General features: G+C 42.4%; 16 protein-coding genes and 1 pseudogene. 9 read left to right on the top strand and 8 right to left on the bottom strand.

The genetic code is table 11. The features are described from left to right. The first annotated feature begins 218 nt into the window (after nucleotides 1-218). Complete coding sequence (locus tag AC805_RS21920; protein ID WP_197278816.1) at nucleotides 219-983, top strand: ankyrin repeat domain-containing protein; 765 nt, start codon at nucleotides 219-221, stop codon at nucleotides 981-983. Between the two features lie 4 nt (nucleotides 984-987). On the opposite strand, the gene AC805_RS21915 is transcribed toward AC805_RS21920, so the two are convergent. Then, nucleotides 988-1,653: a murein L,D-transpeptidase family protein gene (locus AC805_RS21915; protein WP_231664131.1), complete on the bottom strand. Its 666-nt coding sequence runs from the start codon at nucleotides 1,651-1,653 to the stop codon at nucleotides 988-990. Nucleotides 1,654-1,937: 284 nt separating this feature from the next. Continuing rightward, nucleotides 1,938-2,894: a branched-chain amino acid ABC transporter permease gene (locus tag AC805_RS21910; protein WP_055077374.1), complete on the bottom strand. Its 957-nt coding sequence runs from the start codon at nucleotides 2,892-2,894 to the stop codon at nucleotides 1,938-1,940. Between the two features lie 479 nt (nucleotides 2,895-3,373). Between AC805_RS21910 and AC805_RS21905 the strand changes: the two genes are divergently transcribed. From AC805_RS21905 to msrA, 8 genes are all read left to right on the top strand, one after another. Further along, a complete protein-coding gene (locus AC805_RS21905) occupies nucleotides 3,374-4,537 on the top strand; it encodes a GuaB3 family IMP dehydrogenase-related protein (RefSeq protein WP_055077373.1) in 1,164 nt (387 codons plus the stop codon). Between the two features lie 561 nt (nucleotides 4,538-5,098). Beyond that, on the top strand, nucleotides 5,099-5,476 hold the full coding sequence (locus AC805_RS21900; RefSeq protein WP_009629522.1) for a response regulator: 378 nt from the start codon (nucleotides 5,099-5,101) through the stop codon (nucleotides 5,474-5,476). Next, on the top strand, nucleotides 5,463-6,473 hold the full coding sequence (locus AC805_RS21895) for a diguanylate cyclase domain-containing protein (protein ID WP_055077372.1): 1,011 nt from the start codon (nucleotides 5,463-5,465) through the stop codon (nucleotides 6,471-6,473). Before AC805_RS21900 ends, AC805_RS21895 begins: the two co-directional genes overlap by 14 nt. 30 nt (nucleotides 6,474-6,503) lie before the next feature. Further along, a complete protein-coding gene (locus tag AC805_RS21890; RefSeq protein WP_055077371.1) occupies nucleotides 6,504-7,226 on the top strand; it encodes a PleD family two-component system response regulator in 723 nt (240 codons plus the stop codon). 1,574 nt (nucleotides 7,227-8,800) lie between these two features. Then, nucleotides 8,801-9,385, top strand: a complete 585-nt coding sequence (aat, locus tag AC805_RS21885) for a leucyl/phenylalanyl-tRNA--protein transferase (protein WP_072143715.1) — start codon at nucleotides 8,801-8,803, stop codon at nucleotides 9,383-9,385. A 162-nt stretch (nucleotides 9,386-9,547) separates the two neighbouring features. Continuing rightward, nucleotides 9,548-11,032 carry a serine/threonine-protein kinase gene (locus AC805_RS21880; protein ID WP_055077370.1) on the top strand — a complete coding sequence of 495 codons (1,485 nt, stop codon included), beginning with the start codon at nucleotides 9,548-9,550 and terminating at the stop codon, nucleotides 11,030-11,032. Between the two features lie 88 nt (nucleotides 11,033-11,120). Then, entirely contained in the window at nucleotides 11,121-13,010 is a 1,890-nt protein-coding gene (locus AC805_RS21875; protein WP_055077369.1) for a tetratricopeptide repeat protein, read from the top strand. Nucleotides 13,011-13,144: 134 nt separating this feature from the next. After that, a complete protein-coding gene (gene msrA / locus AC805_RS21870; RefSeq protein WP_055077368.1) occupies nucleotides 13,145-13,831 on the top strand; it encodes a peptide-methionine (S)-S-oxide reductase MsrA in 687 nt (228 codons plus the stop codon). 247 nt (nucleotides 13,832-14,078) lie between these two features. On the opposite strand, the gene AC805_RS21865 is transcribed toward msrA, so the two are convergent. The 6 genes and pseudogenes from AC805_RS21865 to AC805_RS27025 all read right to left on the bottom strand — a co-directional run. Then, complete coding sequence (locus AC805_RS21865; RefSeq protein ID WP_082429610.1) at nucleotides 14,079-15,416, bottom strand: glutamate-5-semialdehyde dehydrogenase; 1,338 nt, start codon at nucleotides 15,414-15,416, stop codon at nucleotides 14,079-14,081. Nucleotides 15,417-15,708: 292 nt separating this feature from the next. Next, a complete protein-coding gene (locus AC805_RS21860) occupies nucleotides 15,709-16,110 on the bottom strand; it encodes an Imm7 family immunity protein (RefSeq protein WP_009627320.1) in 402 nt (133 codons plus the stop codon). A gap of 517 nt (nucleotides 16,111-16,627) precedes the next feature. Beyond that, a complete protein-coding gene (locus AC805_RS21855) occupies nucleotides 16,628-17,236 on the bottom strand; it encodes an SMI1/KNR4 family protein (protein ID WP_055077366.1) in 609 nt (202 codons plus the stop codon). 274 nt (nucleotides 17,237-17,510) lie between these two features. Then, the gene (locus tag AC805_RS21850) at nucleotides 17,511-17,861 is read right to left on the bottom strand and encodes a hypothetical protein (RefSeq protein ID WP_156341532.1); all 351 of its coding nucleotides are present in this window, start codon (nucleotides 17,859-17,861) and stop codon (nucleotides 17,511-17,513) included. Nucleotides 17,862-17,900: 39 nt separating this feature from the next. Then, nucleotides 17,901-18,101, bottom strand: coding sequence for a hypothetical protein (locus AC805_RS25880; protein WP_156341531.1), 201 nt, complete (start codon nucleotides 18,099-18,101; stop codon nucleotides 17,901-17,903). A gap of 40 nt (nucleotides 18,102-18,141) precedes the next feature. Further along, nucleotides 18,142-18,498, bottom strand: a pseudogene (locus AC805_RS27025) (flagellar assembly protein H); the annotation flags it as partial.

Genomic DNA, 18,498 nt, shown 5'->3' with positions numbered 1-18,498 from the left:
CTGGGAAGGGAGTAAGTGCAATTAAATATAAAATCCCAAACCTGTAGCGCACGCGCAGCGTGCTCTACAGGTTTGGATTCTGGGTTTTAATTATGACCAACTACTTATCTGACTTTACTTAATGCAGAAAATACAGAAATAGAAAAAACAAGTTTTTTGTCAAGTGTTAAACTACCATGTTTGGAGCTATGTTTAGAGCTGTGTTTGGAGATGTTCTAATGAATACAAGCACTCGTGTCAAGTTAAATTTTGCCGTGGTTGCGGGACTAGCGATCGCCGCAATCATGTCGCTCCAAATCTCTGATGCTTCACCACAATCAATCCCAACTAATTCATTTCCCCCCTCACCAGCATTCAAATTAGCAAAACTAAGTAATCCGTGGATCGTTTTTCAAAATGCGACCTTGCTAAGAGCAGTGATGTCAGCGGATCTTGCTTCAGCAAAAGTAGCTTTATTGCGTGGCGCTAACCCCAATGCCAAAGATAAAAATGGTGCAACCGTTTTAGCGATCGCCGCTAGCAAAAGTTATCTCGACATTGTCCAGCTTTTACTAGAGCACAATGCCGATATTAATGGTCGAGATCCTTTTGAGCGTAATTATTATTATCAGACTCCTCTTATGGCGGCAGTGAGAGAGCATCATATCGAAATGATAAAGCTCTTTCTTTCTAAAGGAGCCAAAGTTAACGATGCTCCTGACGAGGGAGTTGCGGCTCTAGATGTAGCAATAGAGAAAAATCATGCCGATGTAGTTAAAATCTTGTTACAAGCGGGTGCAAATCCTAACCACTATGCAATGGGTGCAACCCCAATCTATAGTGCTGCGAGGAAGGGATATACCGCAATTGTCAGTCTTTTAATAGAGTATGGGGCAGATATTAACGCTAAGGCTTATGGCAACAAAACCCCCTTGGAGATTGCGACATTGAATGAGCATCTTGCAGTGGTCAAGCTGCTAAAGCAGGCAGGCGCAAAACATTAAGGCTTTAATGCAAAATTTCGATCGCCGTACCGCGTTGTAACAAGGGATAAATTTCATCGACATCTCTATTTTTGAGGGAAATACAACCCAGAGTCCAGTTAATCCTGCGATCGATCAGCCAATCCTGTCCTTTCTCCACTCCATGAATACCAATCTCTCCCCCAATATCATCGTAGACTTTCACTTCACCTCTAGCCTTAGCCAGTGCAAACTTGCGCCAAGAATCAGGGGTGGGATAGTCCAACAAAATAAATTTTGACCATTCCGAATGATTGTAGAGATCTTTTACCTGAAAAATTCCCTCTGGCGTGCGTTTATCCCCTTGTTTCACCTTGTCATCCTTGGGGTTGCCTCCAAGCACGATCGCATAGGCTTTAATGGGCTTTTTTTGGTAGTAAACAGTTAGCTTGTATTTTGATTTTTCCACTACGATCGCGATCGCTTTTTTATCAAATTTTTTTAGATCGATGAAATTAGTAATCGACCGATTTTTGTTAAGCAATTCCTCACAATTCCCAAGGCAGGGGATCGCCTGAACAAACATCTCAGGATTAGCGATCGCATAGATACCCACTAAGCTGGCAAGCAAAGCCAGACAACTGAAAATTTTTAGCGATCGACGATCCATATGCTGCATCTTAATTCCTTCCCAAAGAATGATTACTGGCATTTAGTCAAGCCATGCCCCAATTTATCTTATCCCAAAGCTCAAAATGGCTACGCCATTTTGAGCTTTGAAAACCCTTACTGGATTTGGTTTTTAATTCCCAAAAGTGTTGTCACACTTTCGTGAATTGTTATAATGCCAATTCCCAAAATGGCGTTGCCATTTTGGGAATCTCAAAACCTTACTGGGTTTGTTTTTTAATTCACGAAAATATTGGCTTATTTCAGTGAATTGGGATAAATCCCAAGAGAGGGTTGCCGCAGAGAGTGCGGCAACTCTCTCTTGGGCTATTTTGGCGATCGAGCGAACTGCTTGACTAATTTTTGCGGGATTTGCTTAACCCAACCTAAAAACTCTGGCGTAACGATCCCCTGAGGATAAAAGATCGTACCGATCACGATCAGAACTCCAAAAATGATTAACCGTCCATCCTTAAGAAATTGCGCTAACCACGGAGGCACATTAGAAATCCCCGCAACTCCACGTAAAGCTTCAGGCAAAGCCGTCAGCACAATACCACCGACCACAGGCCCCCAAAATGTACGCGAACCACCAATGAGGACAAAAGCTAAGAAAATAATACTGGCATCAAAGGTTCCCTGTCTTGCATTCCATGTATTCAAAAAATGAGCGCTGACCGCCCCCACCATCCCCGCTAGGCTCGCCGCTAAAGTAAAGGCTAAAACCTTGTAATAGGTGGGATTTATGCCCATCGAATCAGCAGCTAGTTCATCTTCACGAATAGCAATCAAAGCTCGACCTACCCGAATTTTTTCGAGCCGATACATAAAAGCCATACTTAATCCCAATAGGGGCAGAGCAATCCAGAGATATTCTAAGGGTGACTGAAATGGTTGCGGAATGCCAAAAATGCCGACTGCACCGCCTGTAATATCAAGATTTAAGGCAACCACTCGCAAAATCTCGACAAAGGCAATTGTAGCGATCGCTAAATAAATCCCCCGAAGACGCAACACGGGAATGCCCAAAATAACCGCGAGGAGCCCCGATATCAAACTTGCCGCCAGCATTTCCAGCAATACCCATACCACTGATAACGAGCCTGTCGTTGTTAAAATTTTGGTAGAAGCGATCGCCGCAATATAGCCTCCTAAAGCATAGAATCCTGGAGTCGCGAGAGACAATTGCCCAGCCATTAGGGGTAAATAAACAGAAATTCCTAAAATTGCGCCAAAAACTGCCGATACAAGCAAAAAGCCATAGGTATTTAGAAATTCAGTCATCATTCAGATTTGAATTGTTTTAAAGGCTAGTTTGAGCAATATATCCGATCAGGCGATTTCTTTAGTAAGCAGATTTTTGACAAACTTGATGTTCGCAGCAACCTTTGCCCAACTTTGCCCAAAAATCTGTCAAAAAAATTACCTTAAATTTAAACCCTTGCCTTAATTAGCTATCATTAGTCAATAAGCAGCAAGGTCTTAAGATATCATTAAGAATTTTTGCCAATCAATTGGGTCTTAAGTAGCAAGCATCCTGCGATCGCTACTTAGAGTACAGAGGTTTTGACAATGGTTTCGACCAGTCGAAAGACCTCAAAGACAATCTCACTCAAGGTTTTGTAGTTTTAATTTGTCATGAATCTATAAATGGCAACTCAAAACTGCTATAGCAACGCACAAATATCAACCCTTAGCGTTAATCTTCAAATTAAGATTTTTACGCAACCCCTTTTCATTATCAATTCTAGAGAGTACAAACAGTGGACATTCAAATTGGGCGCGGTAAAACTGCACGCAGAGCCTATGGCATCGACGAAATTGCATTAGTGCCAGGAGGTAAAACCCTCGATCCCAACGTTGCCGATACATTTTGGGAAATTGGGGGAATTCGCCGCGAAATTCCAATCATTGCCAGTGCAATGGATGGCGTTGTCGATGTCGATATGGCAGTAAAACTTTCAGAGTTAGGTGCCTTGGGAGTCATCAACCTTGATGGCATCCAAACCCGCTATGACGATCCCACACCAATCTTAGAAAAAATCGCTTCAGTAGGTGTCACTGAGTTTGTCTCACTTATGCAAGAACTCTATGCTGAACCCGTCAAACCTGAACTGATTCAAAAACGCATCCGCGAAGTTAAAGAAAAAGGTGGTATCGCCTGCGCTAGCAGTATTCCTGTCAATGCCTTTAAGTATGGAGCGATCGCTGCTGAAGCAGGATGCGATCTCTTTTTCTTGCAATCCACGGTAGTTTCTACAACTCACATTGCTGCTGAAGGTCTAGTTTCCCTCGATCTCGCTAAATTCTGTAAAGAGATGCCCATACCCGTACTCATGGGTAACTGCGTTACCTACGATGTCACCCTAGAACTCTTACATGCAGGAGCTGCAGGTGTACTTGTCGGTATTGGTCCTGGAGCTGCTTGCACCTCCAGAGGCGTACTCGGTGTAGGCATTCCCCAAGCGACAGCCGTAGCAGACTGTGCTGCTGCCCGTGAGGACTTTTTTAAGGAGACAGGTAAATATGTACCCATCATTGCTGACGGAGGCTTGATTACAGGCGGTGACATCTGTAAATCGATCGCCTGTGGAGCCGATGCCGTGATGATCGGATCTCCTTTTGCTAGAGCCAAAGAAGCTCCTGGACGAGGCTTTCACTGGGGCATGGCAACACCTAGCCCTGTCTTACCACGCGGAACCAGAATTCGAGTGGGGACGACAGGCTCCCTAGAGCAAATTTTGCGGGGACCAGCAGGACTAGACGATGGTACTCACAACCTTCTCGGCGCACTCAAAACCAGTATGGGAACTTTAGGTGCAGCAACTATTCGTGAAATGCAGCAAGTTGAGGTGGTCATTGCTCCTTCGCTCCTAACTGAAGGCAAGGTCTACCAAAAAGCTCAACAGCTTGGCATGGGTAAATAACGCTAAAGTTAAATAGGCAAGGCTCGCAATGCGAGCCTTGCCTATTTAACTTTATTTGTTTAGGCTCTTGCGGATAAAAAATGTCCCCCCCAGTTATCTAGCTTCGACTCCGCTCAGCTAACGTTGGCTGAGCGGAGTCGAAGCCACAGGCATGTTAATTACTAGCAAGTCCCTTAACTTTATTTATTTAACCTTGTGTATTGAATTTTATTTATTTAACCTTGTTTAAGCACCTCAGTACAATTAAAAGCCAAAGCTAGAAATTACGGCGCATTCTGCTCGTGCGCTGCAGTTTTTGGGGTTTTATATTTAATTAAGCCCACTTACTTAGCTTATTTAACTTTAGTTTGGAAGAAAGTCCACCAACAGCAAAATTACGTTAAAAATGGCTTTTATAATAGTGTTTTCTGAGCTTAATAAGTACTCAGCATAATTAAAATCCAGATCTAAAATCTGCGTTGCAGGTTTTAGGGTTTTATATTTAATTAAGCCCCTTACTTATGCGAATCATCTCCTGAGAATATTGACTGCAAAAAATAATTGGGCAATACTTAAAGTCATATGCCAAAGATACTTCTGGTAGAAGATAATGAAATGAATCGCGATATGCTATCGCGAAGATTGACGCGCCGAGGCTTTGAAGTGATAGTTGCAGTCGATGGTGCGTCTGGTGTCAAGATTGCCGAATCAGAACTGCCAGATCTAATCGTTATGGACATGAGTCTGCCCATTTTAGACGGATGGGAAGCCACAAAGCGCTTAAGGCAAATACCTACAACTCAAAATATTCCGATTATCGGATGTTCTGCTCATGCAATGGTTGGCGATCGTGAAAGGGGGATTGAAGCTGGATGCGATGATTACGATACGAAACCTATTGAATTTTCACGGCTATTGGGGAAAATTGAAAGCTTGTTAAAAGAATATGCCAGACCTTAATGAATCTAAGTTACTAATTATTGATGATGAACAAATGAATCGGGAGATTCTCTATCGCCATTTAAGGAATTTAGGATACCCCAACATTACAATGGCAGAGAGCGGCAAAAAGGGCTTAGAAGTAGTTTCTAAGCAACCAGTTGACCTGATATTACTAGATATGATGATGCCCATGCTTAATGGGTTAGAGGTACTGACCTATCTAAAAGAAAACCCTGAGTGGCGCGTAATTCCCGTAATAATCATTTCCGCATTAGATGAGAAAGAAATGATGTTAGCCTGTATTCAAAAGGGGGCTGAGGATTATTTAATTAAACCCTACGATCGCGTTCTGCTTAGAGCAAGGGTAAGTGCTTGTATTGAAAAGAAAACCCTCCACGATCGAGAGGTCTTAAATAAGCAAAAGCTAGAAGCCGCTTACCAAGAACTAGCTGCTGCATATCATGAATTAGAAGTTGCGAAAATTGAGTTAGAAGCATTATCCCATCGCGATGGGTTGACGGGTATTGCCAATCGTCGCTACTTTGATACAGTCCTAGAAAAAGAATGGAGTGCTGCCTATAGGGAAAAGAAATGTCTATCACTCATCTTATTTGATATAGACTATTTTAAGAAATATAATGATACTTATGGACATTTAGCAGGGGATGACTGTCTTCGTCAGATTGCGACTGCGGCTGCGCAGGTAATTAGGCGACCGAGAGATACATTAGCAAGGTATGGCGGAGAGGAATTTGCGGTCATCTTGCCTGATACTAACTCATCGGGTGCAGAGTTTTGCGCCACAAAAATTCTTACAGCCATAGAAAGTCTGGATATCAGCCATACTTCTTCGCCAATCTATCCCTATGTTACGGCTAGTTTGGGAATATCCACCATCAGCCCGCATCTGCAAACTTTCACATCGCAGCAATTAATTAAAGAAGCTGACTTAGCACTATATGAAGCAAAACGAGAGGGGCGAAATCGCGCTAGAGTCTGGTCGGCAAAAGCATAGTAAATATAGTAAACATAATGGTTAATAAACATGGAAGTTCAGAATTTTCAAGTATTAATTGTTGATGACAATGAAATAAATCGCGATATGTTAGCAAGACGCTTGCATCGCCGAGATTTTCAGATATCAGTGGCAGTAAATGGGCGCGAAGCCATAGAAATGGCTCAAAAAAATCTCTACGATTTAGTCCTGTTGGACATTATGATGCCTGAGTTGGATGGATATGCGGTTCTCACCTATTTAAAAAAAGACTCAAGATTGCGGGATATCCCTGTAATTATGATTTCTGCGATCGAAGAAATGGGAAGCGTGATGAAATGTATGGAGATAGGAGCTGACGACTATTTGACTAAGCCCTTTGATCCAGAAATGTTAAAAGCGGCGATTAATCGCTGCTTACCCGATCGCAGCAGGATGCAAACAACTCCGATAATTCCTGAACGCCCAATTTCAAAATTACCTAATTCTAGTTTCGTTGAGTCCAACACCCAAATCTCCGAGCTAAAATTACCAGAAGATACTACCAATGGGAAATTAAATAACGTCCTCAGCCTTGACGAAGTTGTGCATCGAATTATGCAGACTGGGACAATTAGTCGCAAAGGGTATCTCTACTTTAGCAAAGCAATTTTTAATACCTTATTTGAGAATTCAGGTTTAACTGACCAAGAGGTATACCAAATTCGCTCTGTTTTTGAAGCAATTCAATCAAGACAGGTCAAGGTCGTTGATTTTTCTAGCAATAAAATTTGATTGTGAACCTGACATAAGAACTGTGTTGCAATAAATCAAAATCTAAAAGAATAGTAATAATCCTTTGTTTCATTACTACTCTTTTAGATTTTATGTCCCAGTCAAAACTTACATTGCTACAAAAGTAACAATATTGCCATGCAATATTGGAAAATTATTGGAAAATATTATTTAAAAATATTTGTTATTGCGAATTATGCCCCACCAACAAGATGGATATCGATCTATGCCAACTCAAGAATTTAATATGAAGTCTTAGTAAATAGCAAAAGTATTTATAAAATAAAAAAGATACGAACAAATAAAATACGAATAGAAAAATCCTTCATACAGTATCAAAATTATTAAGAAATGTATTTAAAGAAATTCAACTGATAAGTATAAATACTCATGCTCTAGGTACCAAAACTTAAGTGTAAAGAAATGATTAAGCGATCCCCAAAATGGCAGAATTTCTTGCAAAATAATATTATTCAAACGGAACCAGCTTATATATAGGTTCTGAATTTAAATAACAACTTAATAAAAAACAAAAAATAAGCGATCCCAGATGAGTAAGTGCTAGCTTCACCACTCTCTGAGCGATCGCTTATTTTTTTATTTGTTGATAATTTGGCTTGCAAAATATGAGGTGAAGATTGCTTTAAACGGTTAACTCTATTGGGGCTCAGCAAAAGCGATCGCAATAATTTCCGACGATAGACAATAAGTATTTAGACTCAGATTAAACTTTTCAAACGGATTATAAAGAAAATATTAAGCGATCCCAGTTTTTGCAATCTATCTAAGAGAATATACTCATTCAAACGGAATCGGCTTATTTAAAGATTCTGAATTTCAATACCAATTTAAGAACAATTTACACAAACAAGCGGTTTGTTTCCTATAGGTAATTTTACCTTCGCGGAGCAAGCCGTTTGTTTTATCGAGTTTATTACAGGATGGGTAAGAGCCTAACCTGATTTTTAACAGTAGGTCAGTAAGGAATTACCAATAATTAAATTTTATATAAAAATCTTGTTTAAGTTTTTTGTATAAAAAAGCAGCTAAGGTATATTCATCGTAAAAGTTAATTTCAAAGGGAACTTTTTGTCTAACATCATCAATCTTTATTCCCAAAGGATGAGTGGTGGCGCGAAGCGCCGCCACTCATCCTTTGGGAATAAAGATTTGTCATGGCTATCTCATACCAAAGCTAAAAATGGCGTAGTCATTTTTAGCTTTAAAAATTCTTACTGGGTCTGGTTTTTAATTCACAAAAGTGTTGTCACACTTTCGTGAATTGGTATAAACCCCAAAGAGACTGTGGCGCACGCGCAGCGTGCGCCACAGTCTCTTTGGGGTTTATATTTAATCGTGCCTAGCTATATAGCAGTAGCAATATATATGATGTAGAGACTGTAACTAAGATAAGTATTTGATTAGTTAGCTGCTCATTGAGTAGCTGAGCATAATTAAAACCCAGAGTCCAAACCTGTGGTGCAGCCTGCGCTATAGGTTTGGGGATTTTATATTTAATTGTGCCAAGCTACTTACATTACCAAACTATCTACTTGCGAGTTGGAAATCTATTCGTGGAAAGATTTAATATCCGCACTGTTATTGAAGGATATACTCAAGGCTATTTTTTGATGTCAGAGGGTGATGGTCAACCGATTGAGTGGTACTACACCAACAGTCGTACCCTGATCCCCCTCGATCAGCGCTTTCGTTATCCTAAGTCTTTGCAACGTGTACTTAACCAAAATCGGTTTGAGGTGAGGATCGATACAGCCTTTGAGCAGGTGGTTGATGGCTGTGCCGATCGCGAAACTACTTGGATCTCAACGGAATTAAGATCGCTTTATAGCAATTTGCATCAGGCGGGCTGGGCGCATAGTTTTGAGACATGGCAGGGCGATCGCTTGGCGGGAGGCATTCTGGGCATCGCGATTCGAGGGGTATTTATTGGCGAATCGATGTTTTTTAAGATTCCTGATGGCTCCAAAGTGGCAATGGTAAAATTGGTAGAACATCTGCGATCGCAGGGGTATGGTTTATTTGATGCCCAGTTGATGAATCCCCACCTCGAACGCTTTGGAGCCTTTGAAACTAACGACGAAACTTATCAAAAATTACTACAGGCAGCTTTGCAAAGGGCTTGTAGCTTTAGGGTTTGAAATAAGATAGTAAGTGTAGCCAAAGCCTAAAAGCCCTGCCGTCCGCTGTGCAGATGGTAGAAGCTTTAGGTAATTTACTGAAACTAACAGCTAAGGGTAGTACGAAACAATGCCAATCCTTACCTGCTGGGCAATACCTGAAATGGGAGGTGAAAAAAGTTTGTGCCAGAACTACATCAAGTTGGGGAGATCGTCCGATCGCGTTATTGCATTACGGATATCCTAGGGCAGGGTGGCATGGGCGTTACTTATGCGGCGATCGACGAACAAACAGGCGATCGGGTAGCCCTCAAAGCCCTATCATTTCGACGGATCAATGACTGGAAAGTATTGGAACTATTTGAACGGGAAGCGAGGGTACTCGCTCAACTCGATCATCCTGCTATTCCCCGCTATTTGGACTATTTTCAGGTTGATAGTGAGCGAGATCGCGATTTTTATATCGTGCAGCAGTTGGTGGAGGGTCGATCCTTAGCACAGGCGATCGCCGAGGGATGGCATGGGAGTGAGGAGGATATTCTGCAAATTAGCAAGCAAATTTTGGAGGTGTTGATCTACCTCCATGAACTCAAACCGCCAGTTATTCATCGGGATATCAAGCCGCAAAATATTATCCTTCAGGCTGACCGCAAGATTGCGCTAGTGGATTTTGGGGCAGTGCAAGATACCTATCGCAGCACCCAACTGGCGGGCAGTACTGTCGTCGGTACCTATGGCTATATGCCGCCCGAACAGTTTCGGGGCAAAGCCGTTCCCGCTACCGATCTATACGCTCTCGGCGCAACGGTTTTATTTTTATTGACAGGGCGATCGCCTGCCGATTTACCTGAAATTAGATTCAAAATTAATTTCCGTGATGCCGTAAATATTTCCTCCATCTTTGCCGATTGGCTCGACCGAATGATCGAACCTGCGATCGAAGATCGCTTTAGTAGTGCAAGACAGGCTCTTAAGTTTTTAACTAAGGATGATATGTCATCATCCTTAGCTTCATCCCTTAATGATATGTCGTCATCCCTAGCCGCATCCCTTAATGATATGTCGTCATCCCTAGCTTCATCCCTCGAAAATCGGATTAAGGCTATTGAGACGAAGCAATTACTCCATCATGATCGCGCTGATCGGGGCTATCAATATCCCAAACCCCTCGGCAGTCGCATTAATTTGAAGAAGACCGATAGTATTTTAGAGATTGATATTCCTCCTGCGGGTTGGCATGGAGAGGGGATCGGCATCTTAATATTTGCAATTTTTTGGAATGGATTTATTCTTTTCTGGACATCCATGGCGCTGAGGGCGGGATTGTTTGCCCTATTCTCCATTCCATTTTGGGTTATTGGTATTGGCATGGCCTATGCAGGCTTATCGGTTTTGTTTGGTAAGGTGCGATTAGTCATTGGCGATCGCAATTTTAGGATTGATTGGGACATGCTAGGAATCAAGCGTCACGTCCAAGGCAAAACCCAAGATCTGCGGCAGATCGAGCTAAAAAGTTCCTATGAAATAAACAACCAACCAGTAATGGAGTTACGCATCAATCAAGGTATCTATACGCATAAATTTGGTTCGGGGCTGAGTCGTCCAGAGAAAGAGTGGCTGCTACAGGAAATTAATGGTTTCTTAGAAACATGGCGATCACGACATTAACTCCACATAAAAACATAGAGAGATGCGCCGCATTTCTCTATGTTTTTACGTGGAGTTATACTGACGGTAGCCCCACCTTGCAAAGAATATGTCAGATCCCTCCAGCCCCCCACTAACAACTCGCGATCGCTACAATATTTTCGTCGATCGCATCATTATCAATATCGAAAATGGCAAACTACTATCCAAAGAACATGTCTATCGCATTCTCAGTGAGAGTTTAGAGGCGGGAACTGGGGAAATATTTGAACGGGCTTTAGAAGAACATGCCAATCTATTACAGGCAAATTTTGACGCTCAAAGCGATGAAGTAAAACAGGCAAAAGCAAAACAAAAGCTCCGCGCCATGCAGATTCTCCAAGATGCATGGGAACAGTGGCAAAAAAACTATCAAATTCAGGATGCCTGTGCGAGAGGGATAGACAATATTCTCAAGGTCGATCCACAGGAGCGTCTTGCCGCTTTAATCCAAGTTCTCGATCCTAACCAGACACCTGTTTTTGAACGCCCACATATTCAATATCTTGCGCAATTGTTGCAAAAAAAAGCGGAAACCCTAGCCGATGATGCAGAAGCATTCGCTCTGCGACAATTTGCGATCGGGCTCAATCGAGGATTAGAATCCTTTGACCGTTTGGAGGGATACCTCGTTAGTTGGTTATACGAGTCCACAAAACAGGTGGGATTTGAACGAACTAAGGCGATTGGCCCATGGCATAGTTGGGCGCAACAAACTTCTAGTCCCCTGCCTCGCGATCTCTTTTCGGGACAGGCGAGTAATCAATCAGCGGCTGAGATCGCCAAGGCTCAACGGAACATCGATCTGAGTGCATGGGTCGAATTATCAATTTTGCTTAGGTATTTGCAAAATGGGTTGGTGCATTGGTTCGATCGACAGCCCTACGATGCCCAAGCAGGAATGCATATGACGGGGATTACCTTTATTTCCTTTGCAACGATCTGGAGCGAGCTTAGCAGTGGTTTTCAAAATTCAGCCCTAGCGGAGAGCGATCGACAATCTCTAGCCAAGATCTGCTTTCACATGAGCTTACAAACCCTCCGAAGTTTTGCCCAGAGGGAAAATTTCCCCCTCTATGGCGGCGTATTTGCTTCCTTTTCTGGGGAAAGCTTTCGCGAAACCATTAGTTACCTCGATCGCCCATTAAAAGAAGCCCAAAATACGGAGGAAAAGGCAAGAATTCTCACGGTTTTAGGCTATTCCCAAGCTTGGATGGGTCATCATCATCAGGCGATCGCCCTTCACCAAGAGGCATTAACCCTAGCCCGTCAAGTTGACGATCGCCGCTGTGAAATCGCTAATCTCAATCACCTCAGTCGGATTAGCCTGCTGCAAAAAGATTTTAGTGCTAGTGAAGCCCAAGCGCAGAGGGCGGTAATTTTGGCGAGGCAAAATGGCGATCGGCAAGGAGAAGCTAATGCTCTAGCTAATTTGGGCTATGGCGAAGTCATGATTGCAAGACAGCAGGAGGCAATTACACCCTTCGATCTAGAAACACCGATTGCCCATCTAGAGAGAGGACAGCATCTATCGGAGAAGTTGAACGATCTCCAAAATCAGTCGCTTTGTTGGGTCGGGCTAGGTAGTGCCTATGTGGCGATCGAGCAACCCAGCCAAGCACAGATCGCCTTAGAGAAGAGCTTAACCTTAACGCAAAGGATCGGCGATCGCGATTTACAAGCCCTAAGCCATGCCTATCTCGGTGAAACCTACTATCAACTCCATCAATTAGAATCGGCAACCTATCACGCCTGTTTGGGAATGTATTTGCTGGAGCAACGCCATAGCAAGGCATGGCAACAATCAGCGGCTTTGGTGATAATTTTGCAGGGCAAGTTGGGGGAGGCTAGTTTCACCAATATATTGCAGCAGCAGCGATCGCATCTAATTAGTCAAATCGGCGTTGATGGGTTCGATCATTTGCCTAATTTAATCGAGCGCTATCGAAAGGGAGAATAAAATCCCACAGATGAGTGGCGGCGCTTTGCGCTGACACTCATCTCTTGAGCTTTGATTTGTCCAGAATAACAATTACTTCATCCGATCTAGATTGGGCTGCGTAAAGTCTTTAGAAGGATTGGATGGAAATTGTCATGTCAAAGCAAAGTTTTTATGTCGGTTGTTTGGGCCTCGGTAGCCTTGCGATCGCTGCTTTTTTTCTTAACTCTATTTCTAATGTTACGGCTCTCGGTTCTGAGCCGAGAACAAGTTTAGTTTCTACTGATGTTTCTAGCGATCGCGTGCAGGGTAAAACGACAGCAGTTTTTGCAGGTGGGTGCTTTTGGGGCATGGAAGCCGTATTTAAACATTTAAAAGGGGTTTCCAATGTGGTATCTGGCTATTCGGGAGGCACGGCACAAACAGCGCATTATGAGACTGTTGGTTCGGGGCAAACTGGACATGCAGAATCGATAAAAGTTACCTACGATCCATCTCAAGTTTCCTACGAAAAGCTGCTTCAGATCTACTTTTATGTAGCTCACGACCCAACCCAACTCAATCGGCAAGGACCTGATAGCGGTACTCAATACCGATCGTCCATATTTTTTGCCAATGACGAACAAAAACAGATTGCTCAAGCCTATATAGACAATCTTAATAAAAGCAAAGCTTTTCCCAGACCAATCGTGACAAAGTTAGAGCCTTTACAGGGCTTTTATGCGGCGGAGGACTACCACCAAGATTTTATCGCCCGCAATCCAGACTATCCCTATGTTGTGATTAACGACCTTCCCAAAATCGCGCAGCTAAAAAAGCAATTTCCTGACATGTATAAGTAATACCAAAGCCCAAAAGTAAAAGCCTTGCGTAGCAAGGCTTTTACTTTTGGGCTTTGAGAAGGGGTTTGCGTAGCAAACCCTTTCTCAAATCTCACGTTAATACCAATTCCCAAAATGGCAACGCCATTTTAGGAATCTCAAAACCTTACTGGGTTTGGTGTTTAATTCACAAAAGTGTTGTCACACTTTCGTGAATTGGTATAAAAAAGGTGGGTGGCAGCGCGAAGCGCCGCCATCCACCTAATATCTACAAATCCCGATGGGTAAAAGCCTTAGCATTTGCCCCTGCATAGGTTGCGACGATATGCCCGTCGCCCACCAGCCGATACTTATAGGTAACTAGTCCCTCTAATCCCACGGGGCCGCGAGGTGGCATTTTATTGGTACTAATGCCGACTTCTGCGCCAAAGCCATAGCGGAAACCATCCGCAAATCTGGTAGAGCAGTTGTGGTAAACCCCAGCAGCATCAATATCGCTCGTAAAGATATCGGCGATCGCCAAATCCTCGGTCACGATCGCTTCGGTATGTTTTGAGCCATAGGTGGTAATGTGGGCGATCGCTTCTTCTAGGGAATCGATAATCTTAATGGATAGAATCAAATCACAATATTCCGTTGACCAGTCGGACTCAGTAGCAGGACTGACATCGATCATGGTTCGGGTGCGATCGCAACCTAGAAGTTTCACGCCACGTTCCTGCAAGGCAGAGGAAGCAAGGGGCAGAAACTTAGAGGCGATCGCCTGATTTACCAATAAAGTTTCGATCGCATTACAGGCGGCAGGATATTGGGTTTTGCTGTCTACAGCGATCGCTACGGCTTTGTCTAGATCGGCGGCGGCATCCACATACAAATGACAGACTCCATCGGCATGACCGAGTACGGGAATATGGGTATTCTCTTGGATATAGCGGACAAATTGATTGGAACCTCTGGGAATAATCAGATCGATTAATTTATCCATCTTTAAGATGGCAAGGGTTTCGGCACGGGTGGTCAATAGTTGCACCACTTGGGGCGATACTCCGCCTTGTTTGGCAAATAATTCGGCTAAGGCTTGATGCATCACCGTAGCGATCGCTTCACAGGAATGTACCGCTTCGCTCCCACCTTTGAGAATTACGCCATTGCCCGACTTAATGCCTAGAGCTGCAATTTGGGTAACCGCATCGGGACGCGCCTCAAAAATCACGCCAATTACGCCTAAAGGACAGGTCAATCGTTCTAAAATCAGCCCTTTATCCAGTTCGCGATGAATTTGGCGATCGCCAATGGGATCGGCAAGTCTAATCACATCGCGCACCCCTGCAATCATCCCTCGAATCTTGTTTGCATCTAACTTGAGGCGGGCTATCAAGGCGCTCGGTAATTGGTTGGCAGTGGCGGCGGCAAGATCCTTTTGGTTGGCTACCAAAATTGTTTCGGCATGTTGTTCTAAGGCTAAGGCGATCTCTTCTAAGGCATCATTTTTAGAAGCCGTTGGCAATTTAGCTAAGGCGATCGCTGCCTTGCGAGTGCTTTGGATTGCCCCTGCAAGATCCTTGAACAGATCTTTTGACAAATCTATAGATACATTCCCAGACACGTTAATCTCTATTGCTTTTGTAGATTATTACTTTTCGTAGATTGAGGTTTTGGCTTAGAGCTTTGCTAAATCGAGACTAAGCAAACTACTGAAGACCCTCCTCCTATCCTATCTCAGTTTGCAAATGAACGAATATCTCCTTCAATGCGACTCATCAAATCGCAATTTGCATATGTTGTCGATCATTGCGGAATTTTATCATTTACAGATCATGAATCAAGAGTTGTTGTTGAGTGCTCAAAATAGTTATATCTTGCTAGTCCTCAAGATATAATTAGAAATGATAATCTAACTATGGATCTTCGATTACTGGAATACATGGAGACAAAAGGTTATCTTGGAATTTCTCAACTTGACCTCGTGCAATTCTAACTACTTGAAATTTATTGCTTAGACTTTCAGGAGCCTCATCATCAAGAATATAGACTAATCCATAGGAACCAGGGGTTTTGCTGGAAATTAGTTCAAGAAGATCAAATAGATCTTTTGCTTCTGATGATGCATGATTAGCACTTCCTGCAATCCACAAAAAATACTGACCATTCATAATCTTCAAATCTGAAATTCTATTTCTATGGTTGAAAGAGGACAAAACATTTTTAATTGTTTGATGCACTTCCCACAATAATGCTTCCTCATTATCAATTTCGCCAGGTGTCATTCGTAACGTAATCCATCCATGATACTCGTACATATTGCTTCTTCATTTTATATCTATAAATTACAGGAACATTGCAACGTTGTGAATACTCATTCAACTTCTCAATGACACTATGTCCTAGAGGAATTCCAAACCCATAACTGATGTTACGTGAAACGAATATCGCTCTCATCCCCAGCCCACTCACCCTTACCTTCTAAAAGTTCTCTTCTCTCACGATGTTGAAGATCGTATTTTTGGAATAGAACTCTCTAATTAATCCATTGGTATATTCGATTAATCTCCGCTTGGAGATTAATCCTGATGAGATTAAAGTAATTTGTTGCATAGGCTTTATAGCAATGCGATCGCAAATAATAAGCTTCAACCTTAAGCGATCGCCTTTGCAATAACAAAACCCAAAAAGCGATCGCCTAAAACATCACCTCAAAATCCCTGAATCTCCATCAAATGAAAAAGCGATCGCTACTAAATCTAAAAAAATATCAATCGCCTACTCATTGCTAGAAAGCGATCGTAGATCGCACATTTTCTGAAAAAGCGATTACCCTCACAATAATGGAGGATTCCATTCAGCTATTGGACGCATTGATTGACTTATTGGGTTATACCTCTGGTAAACCTCTTTAACAATTTCCTTATCTTGATAAAAGCTTTCACTTGTCCATTCAAAAGCATCCCTTTCATAGCAATCCGCGAGAGTTTGCATCATTGTTGTGAGACTATCATATTTTTGTCTAAATGGAGAATCAAAGTGTTCTTTTGAATCATTTGAATAGATCGGCGAAGATAGAAATTTTTCTTTCCCTCCAATCACAAAATAGGATGTAGGATCGCCGACAAAAACTGGGAACCAATCATCTCTCCATAATCCATAGCTTTTTAACTCTATAATATTATCTCTGTATTCAGTAATTGATTTATCTAAGGGAAGAAAATACATTCCCCCAAGAGCATCAAATCTAAATTCTGAATGACTAGTTCCATTATGCCATTGATATAAGTAATATAACTCTTCGGGTAAATAGAAAGGTAGAACAGAAGATATTCTATCTATTTGCATATGAGTAATGCCCTGACTAAAAGCATCTGCTATATTGGGTTCATTATTTTCTAGCCAATGGCTGATTCTGTTCAAACTGTAGATTAGTTCTTCCATTATTTTTGTACTCCATATTTATTGAACAAAGAGGGTAAATACCCCACCGCCCTGCGGTGTGAGTAAATTCTAGCGATCGCCGATCTTGTAGGTTGGGTTGAGGTGACGAAACCCAACATTAACTTTATTCCTTACCTTAATTTGTTGGGTTTCACTTCGTTCAACCCAACCTACATTTTATTCCATACTTAGTTCAGAGAGAGATAGCAGTAACTCGATAATGAGGTTATCATTTCTCATTGTTGGGTTGCGTTCCTTAACCCAACCTACAAGATCAGTGATCGCACTGCTCACCCGCATAGAGATAACTATTGACCGTCGTACCCGTCAAAGCCCTCGTACTGCCCAAACCATCGTAAACATAGAACGACTTCGTACCATTCCTATCCTGAGAAATCAAATCGCTACCAAACACATAGGCAACCTGCACAGTACCACTAGGCGCATATTCCGCTAACACCTGAGCATAATTGCGATTCTTATCCACCAAGAACCTCGTCTCCACACCATTCACCGTCTGTGATACGCGGATACCTGAATAGTCATAATCATAGACCGTACTCGTACCACCACCCTCAGTCGCCTTTAACCGATTCTCCTCATTCCAAGTATAGGTAGTCGTCACACCATCCAATGATGAAGGAATCTGTCATCACTTTTGAGATTATCGGTACAGTTTTATCGGTTTGATAATTAGGCTTTTGGCGATCGCTTTGTTTTTGATCACCTTCTGCGATACGCAGATACCAGAATAGTCATAATCATAGACCGTACTCGTACCGCCACCCTCAGTCGCTTTTAACCGATTCTCCGCATCCCAGTATAGGTAGTCGTCACACCATCCAATGATGAAGGAATCTGTCATCACTTTTGAGATTATCGGTACAGTTTTATGGGTTTGATAATTAGGCTTTTGGCGATCGCTTTGTTTTTGACGATTTTGGTGGTTGAGCTTTTTTGGCTGAAAGTTTTTGTAGCTTTTGGATTTGTTTGAGAGTTAGTCCTGTAAATTGGGCAATTAATTCTACAGAAATGTTGGAACTCATCATGTTTAGCGCTATCTGATTCGCTGTTTCAGCTATACCTTCAGCCTTGCCTTCTAGTAGAATTTCTTGATAAATAACTGATTCTTTCATGATTTCGCTCCTTAAAAGTCTTTGGATGATCTCTTTATTCAGGGCTATACCCGATATTATAGCTGTCGATGCGGCGACGTTGCTTTGTACTTGTTTATCGGTAATATTTTCGATTTGTTTGGCAAC

Origin of the sequence: Pseudanabaena sp. 'Roaring Creek' (genome assembly GCF_001402795.1) — a bacterium.
In the GTDB taxonomy this organism is placed as follows: domain Bacteria; phylum Cyanobacteriota; class Cyanobacteriia; order Pseudanabaenales; family Pseudanabaenaceae; genus Pseudanabaena.
Note: the sequence above shows the minus strand (reverse complement) of the source record. Positions and strands in the feature narration are given on the sequence as shown.

What these genes read in the sequence shown, in the direction of transcription:
- AC805_RS21900 (WP_009629522.1), top strand. Translation starts at nt 5,099, where the DNA reads ATGCCAAAGATACTTCTGGTAGAAGATAATGAAATGAATCGCGATATG.
- AC805_RS25880 (WP_156341531.1), bottom strand. Translation starts at nt 18,101, where the DNA reads ATGACAGATTCCTTCATCATTGGATGGTGTGACGACTACCTATACTGG.
- AC805_RS21875 (WP_055077369.1), top strand. Translation starts at nt 11,121, where the DNA reads ATGTCAGATCCCTCCAGCCCCCCACTAACAACTCGCGATCGCTACAAT.
- AC805_RS21890 (WP_055077371.1), top strand. Translation starts at nt 6,504, where the DNA reads ATGGAAGTTCAGAATTTTCAAGTATTAATTGTTGATGACAATGAAATA.
- AC805_RS21910 (WP_055077374.1), bottom strand. Translation starts at nt 2,894, where the DNA reads ATGACTGAATTTCTAAATACCTATGGCTTTTTGCTTGTATCGGCAGTT.
- msrA (WP_055077368.1), top strand. Translation starts at nt 13,145, where the DNA reads ATGTCAAAGCAAAGTTTTTATGTCGGTTGTTTGGGCCTCGGTAGCCTT.
- AC805_RS21860 (WP_009627320.1), bottom strand. Translation starts at nt 16,110, where the DNA reads ATGTACGAGTATCATGGATGGATTACGTTACGAATGACACCTGGCGAA.
- AC805_RS21915 (WP_231664131.1), bottom strand. Translation starts at nt 1,653, where the DNA reads ATGCCAGTAATCATTCTTTGGGAAGGAATTAAGATGCAGCATATGGAT.
- AC805_RS21895 (WP_055077372.1), top strand. Translation starts at nt 5,463, where the DNA reads ATGCCAGACCTTAATGAATCTAAGTTACTAATTATTGATGATGAACAA.
- AC805_RS21920 (WP_197278816.1), top strand. Translation starts at nt 219, where the DNA reads ATGAATACAAGCACTCGTGTCAAGTTAAATTTTGCCGTGGTTGCGGGA.
- AC805_RS21855 (WP_055077366.1), bottom strand. Translation starts at nt 17,236, where the DNA reads ATGGAAGAACTAATCTACAGTTTGAACAGAATCAGCCATTGGCTAGAA.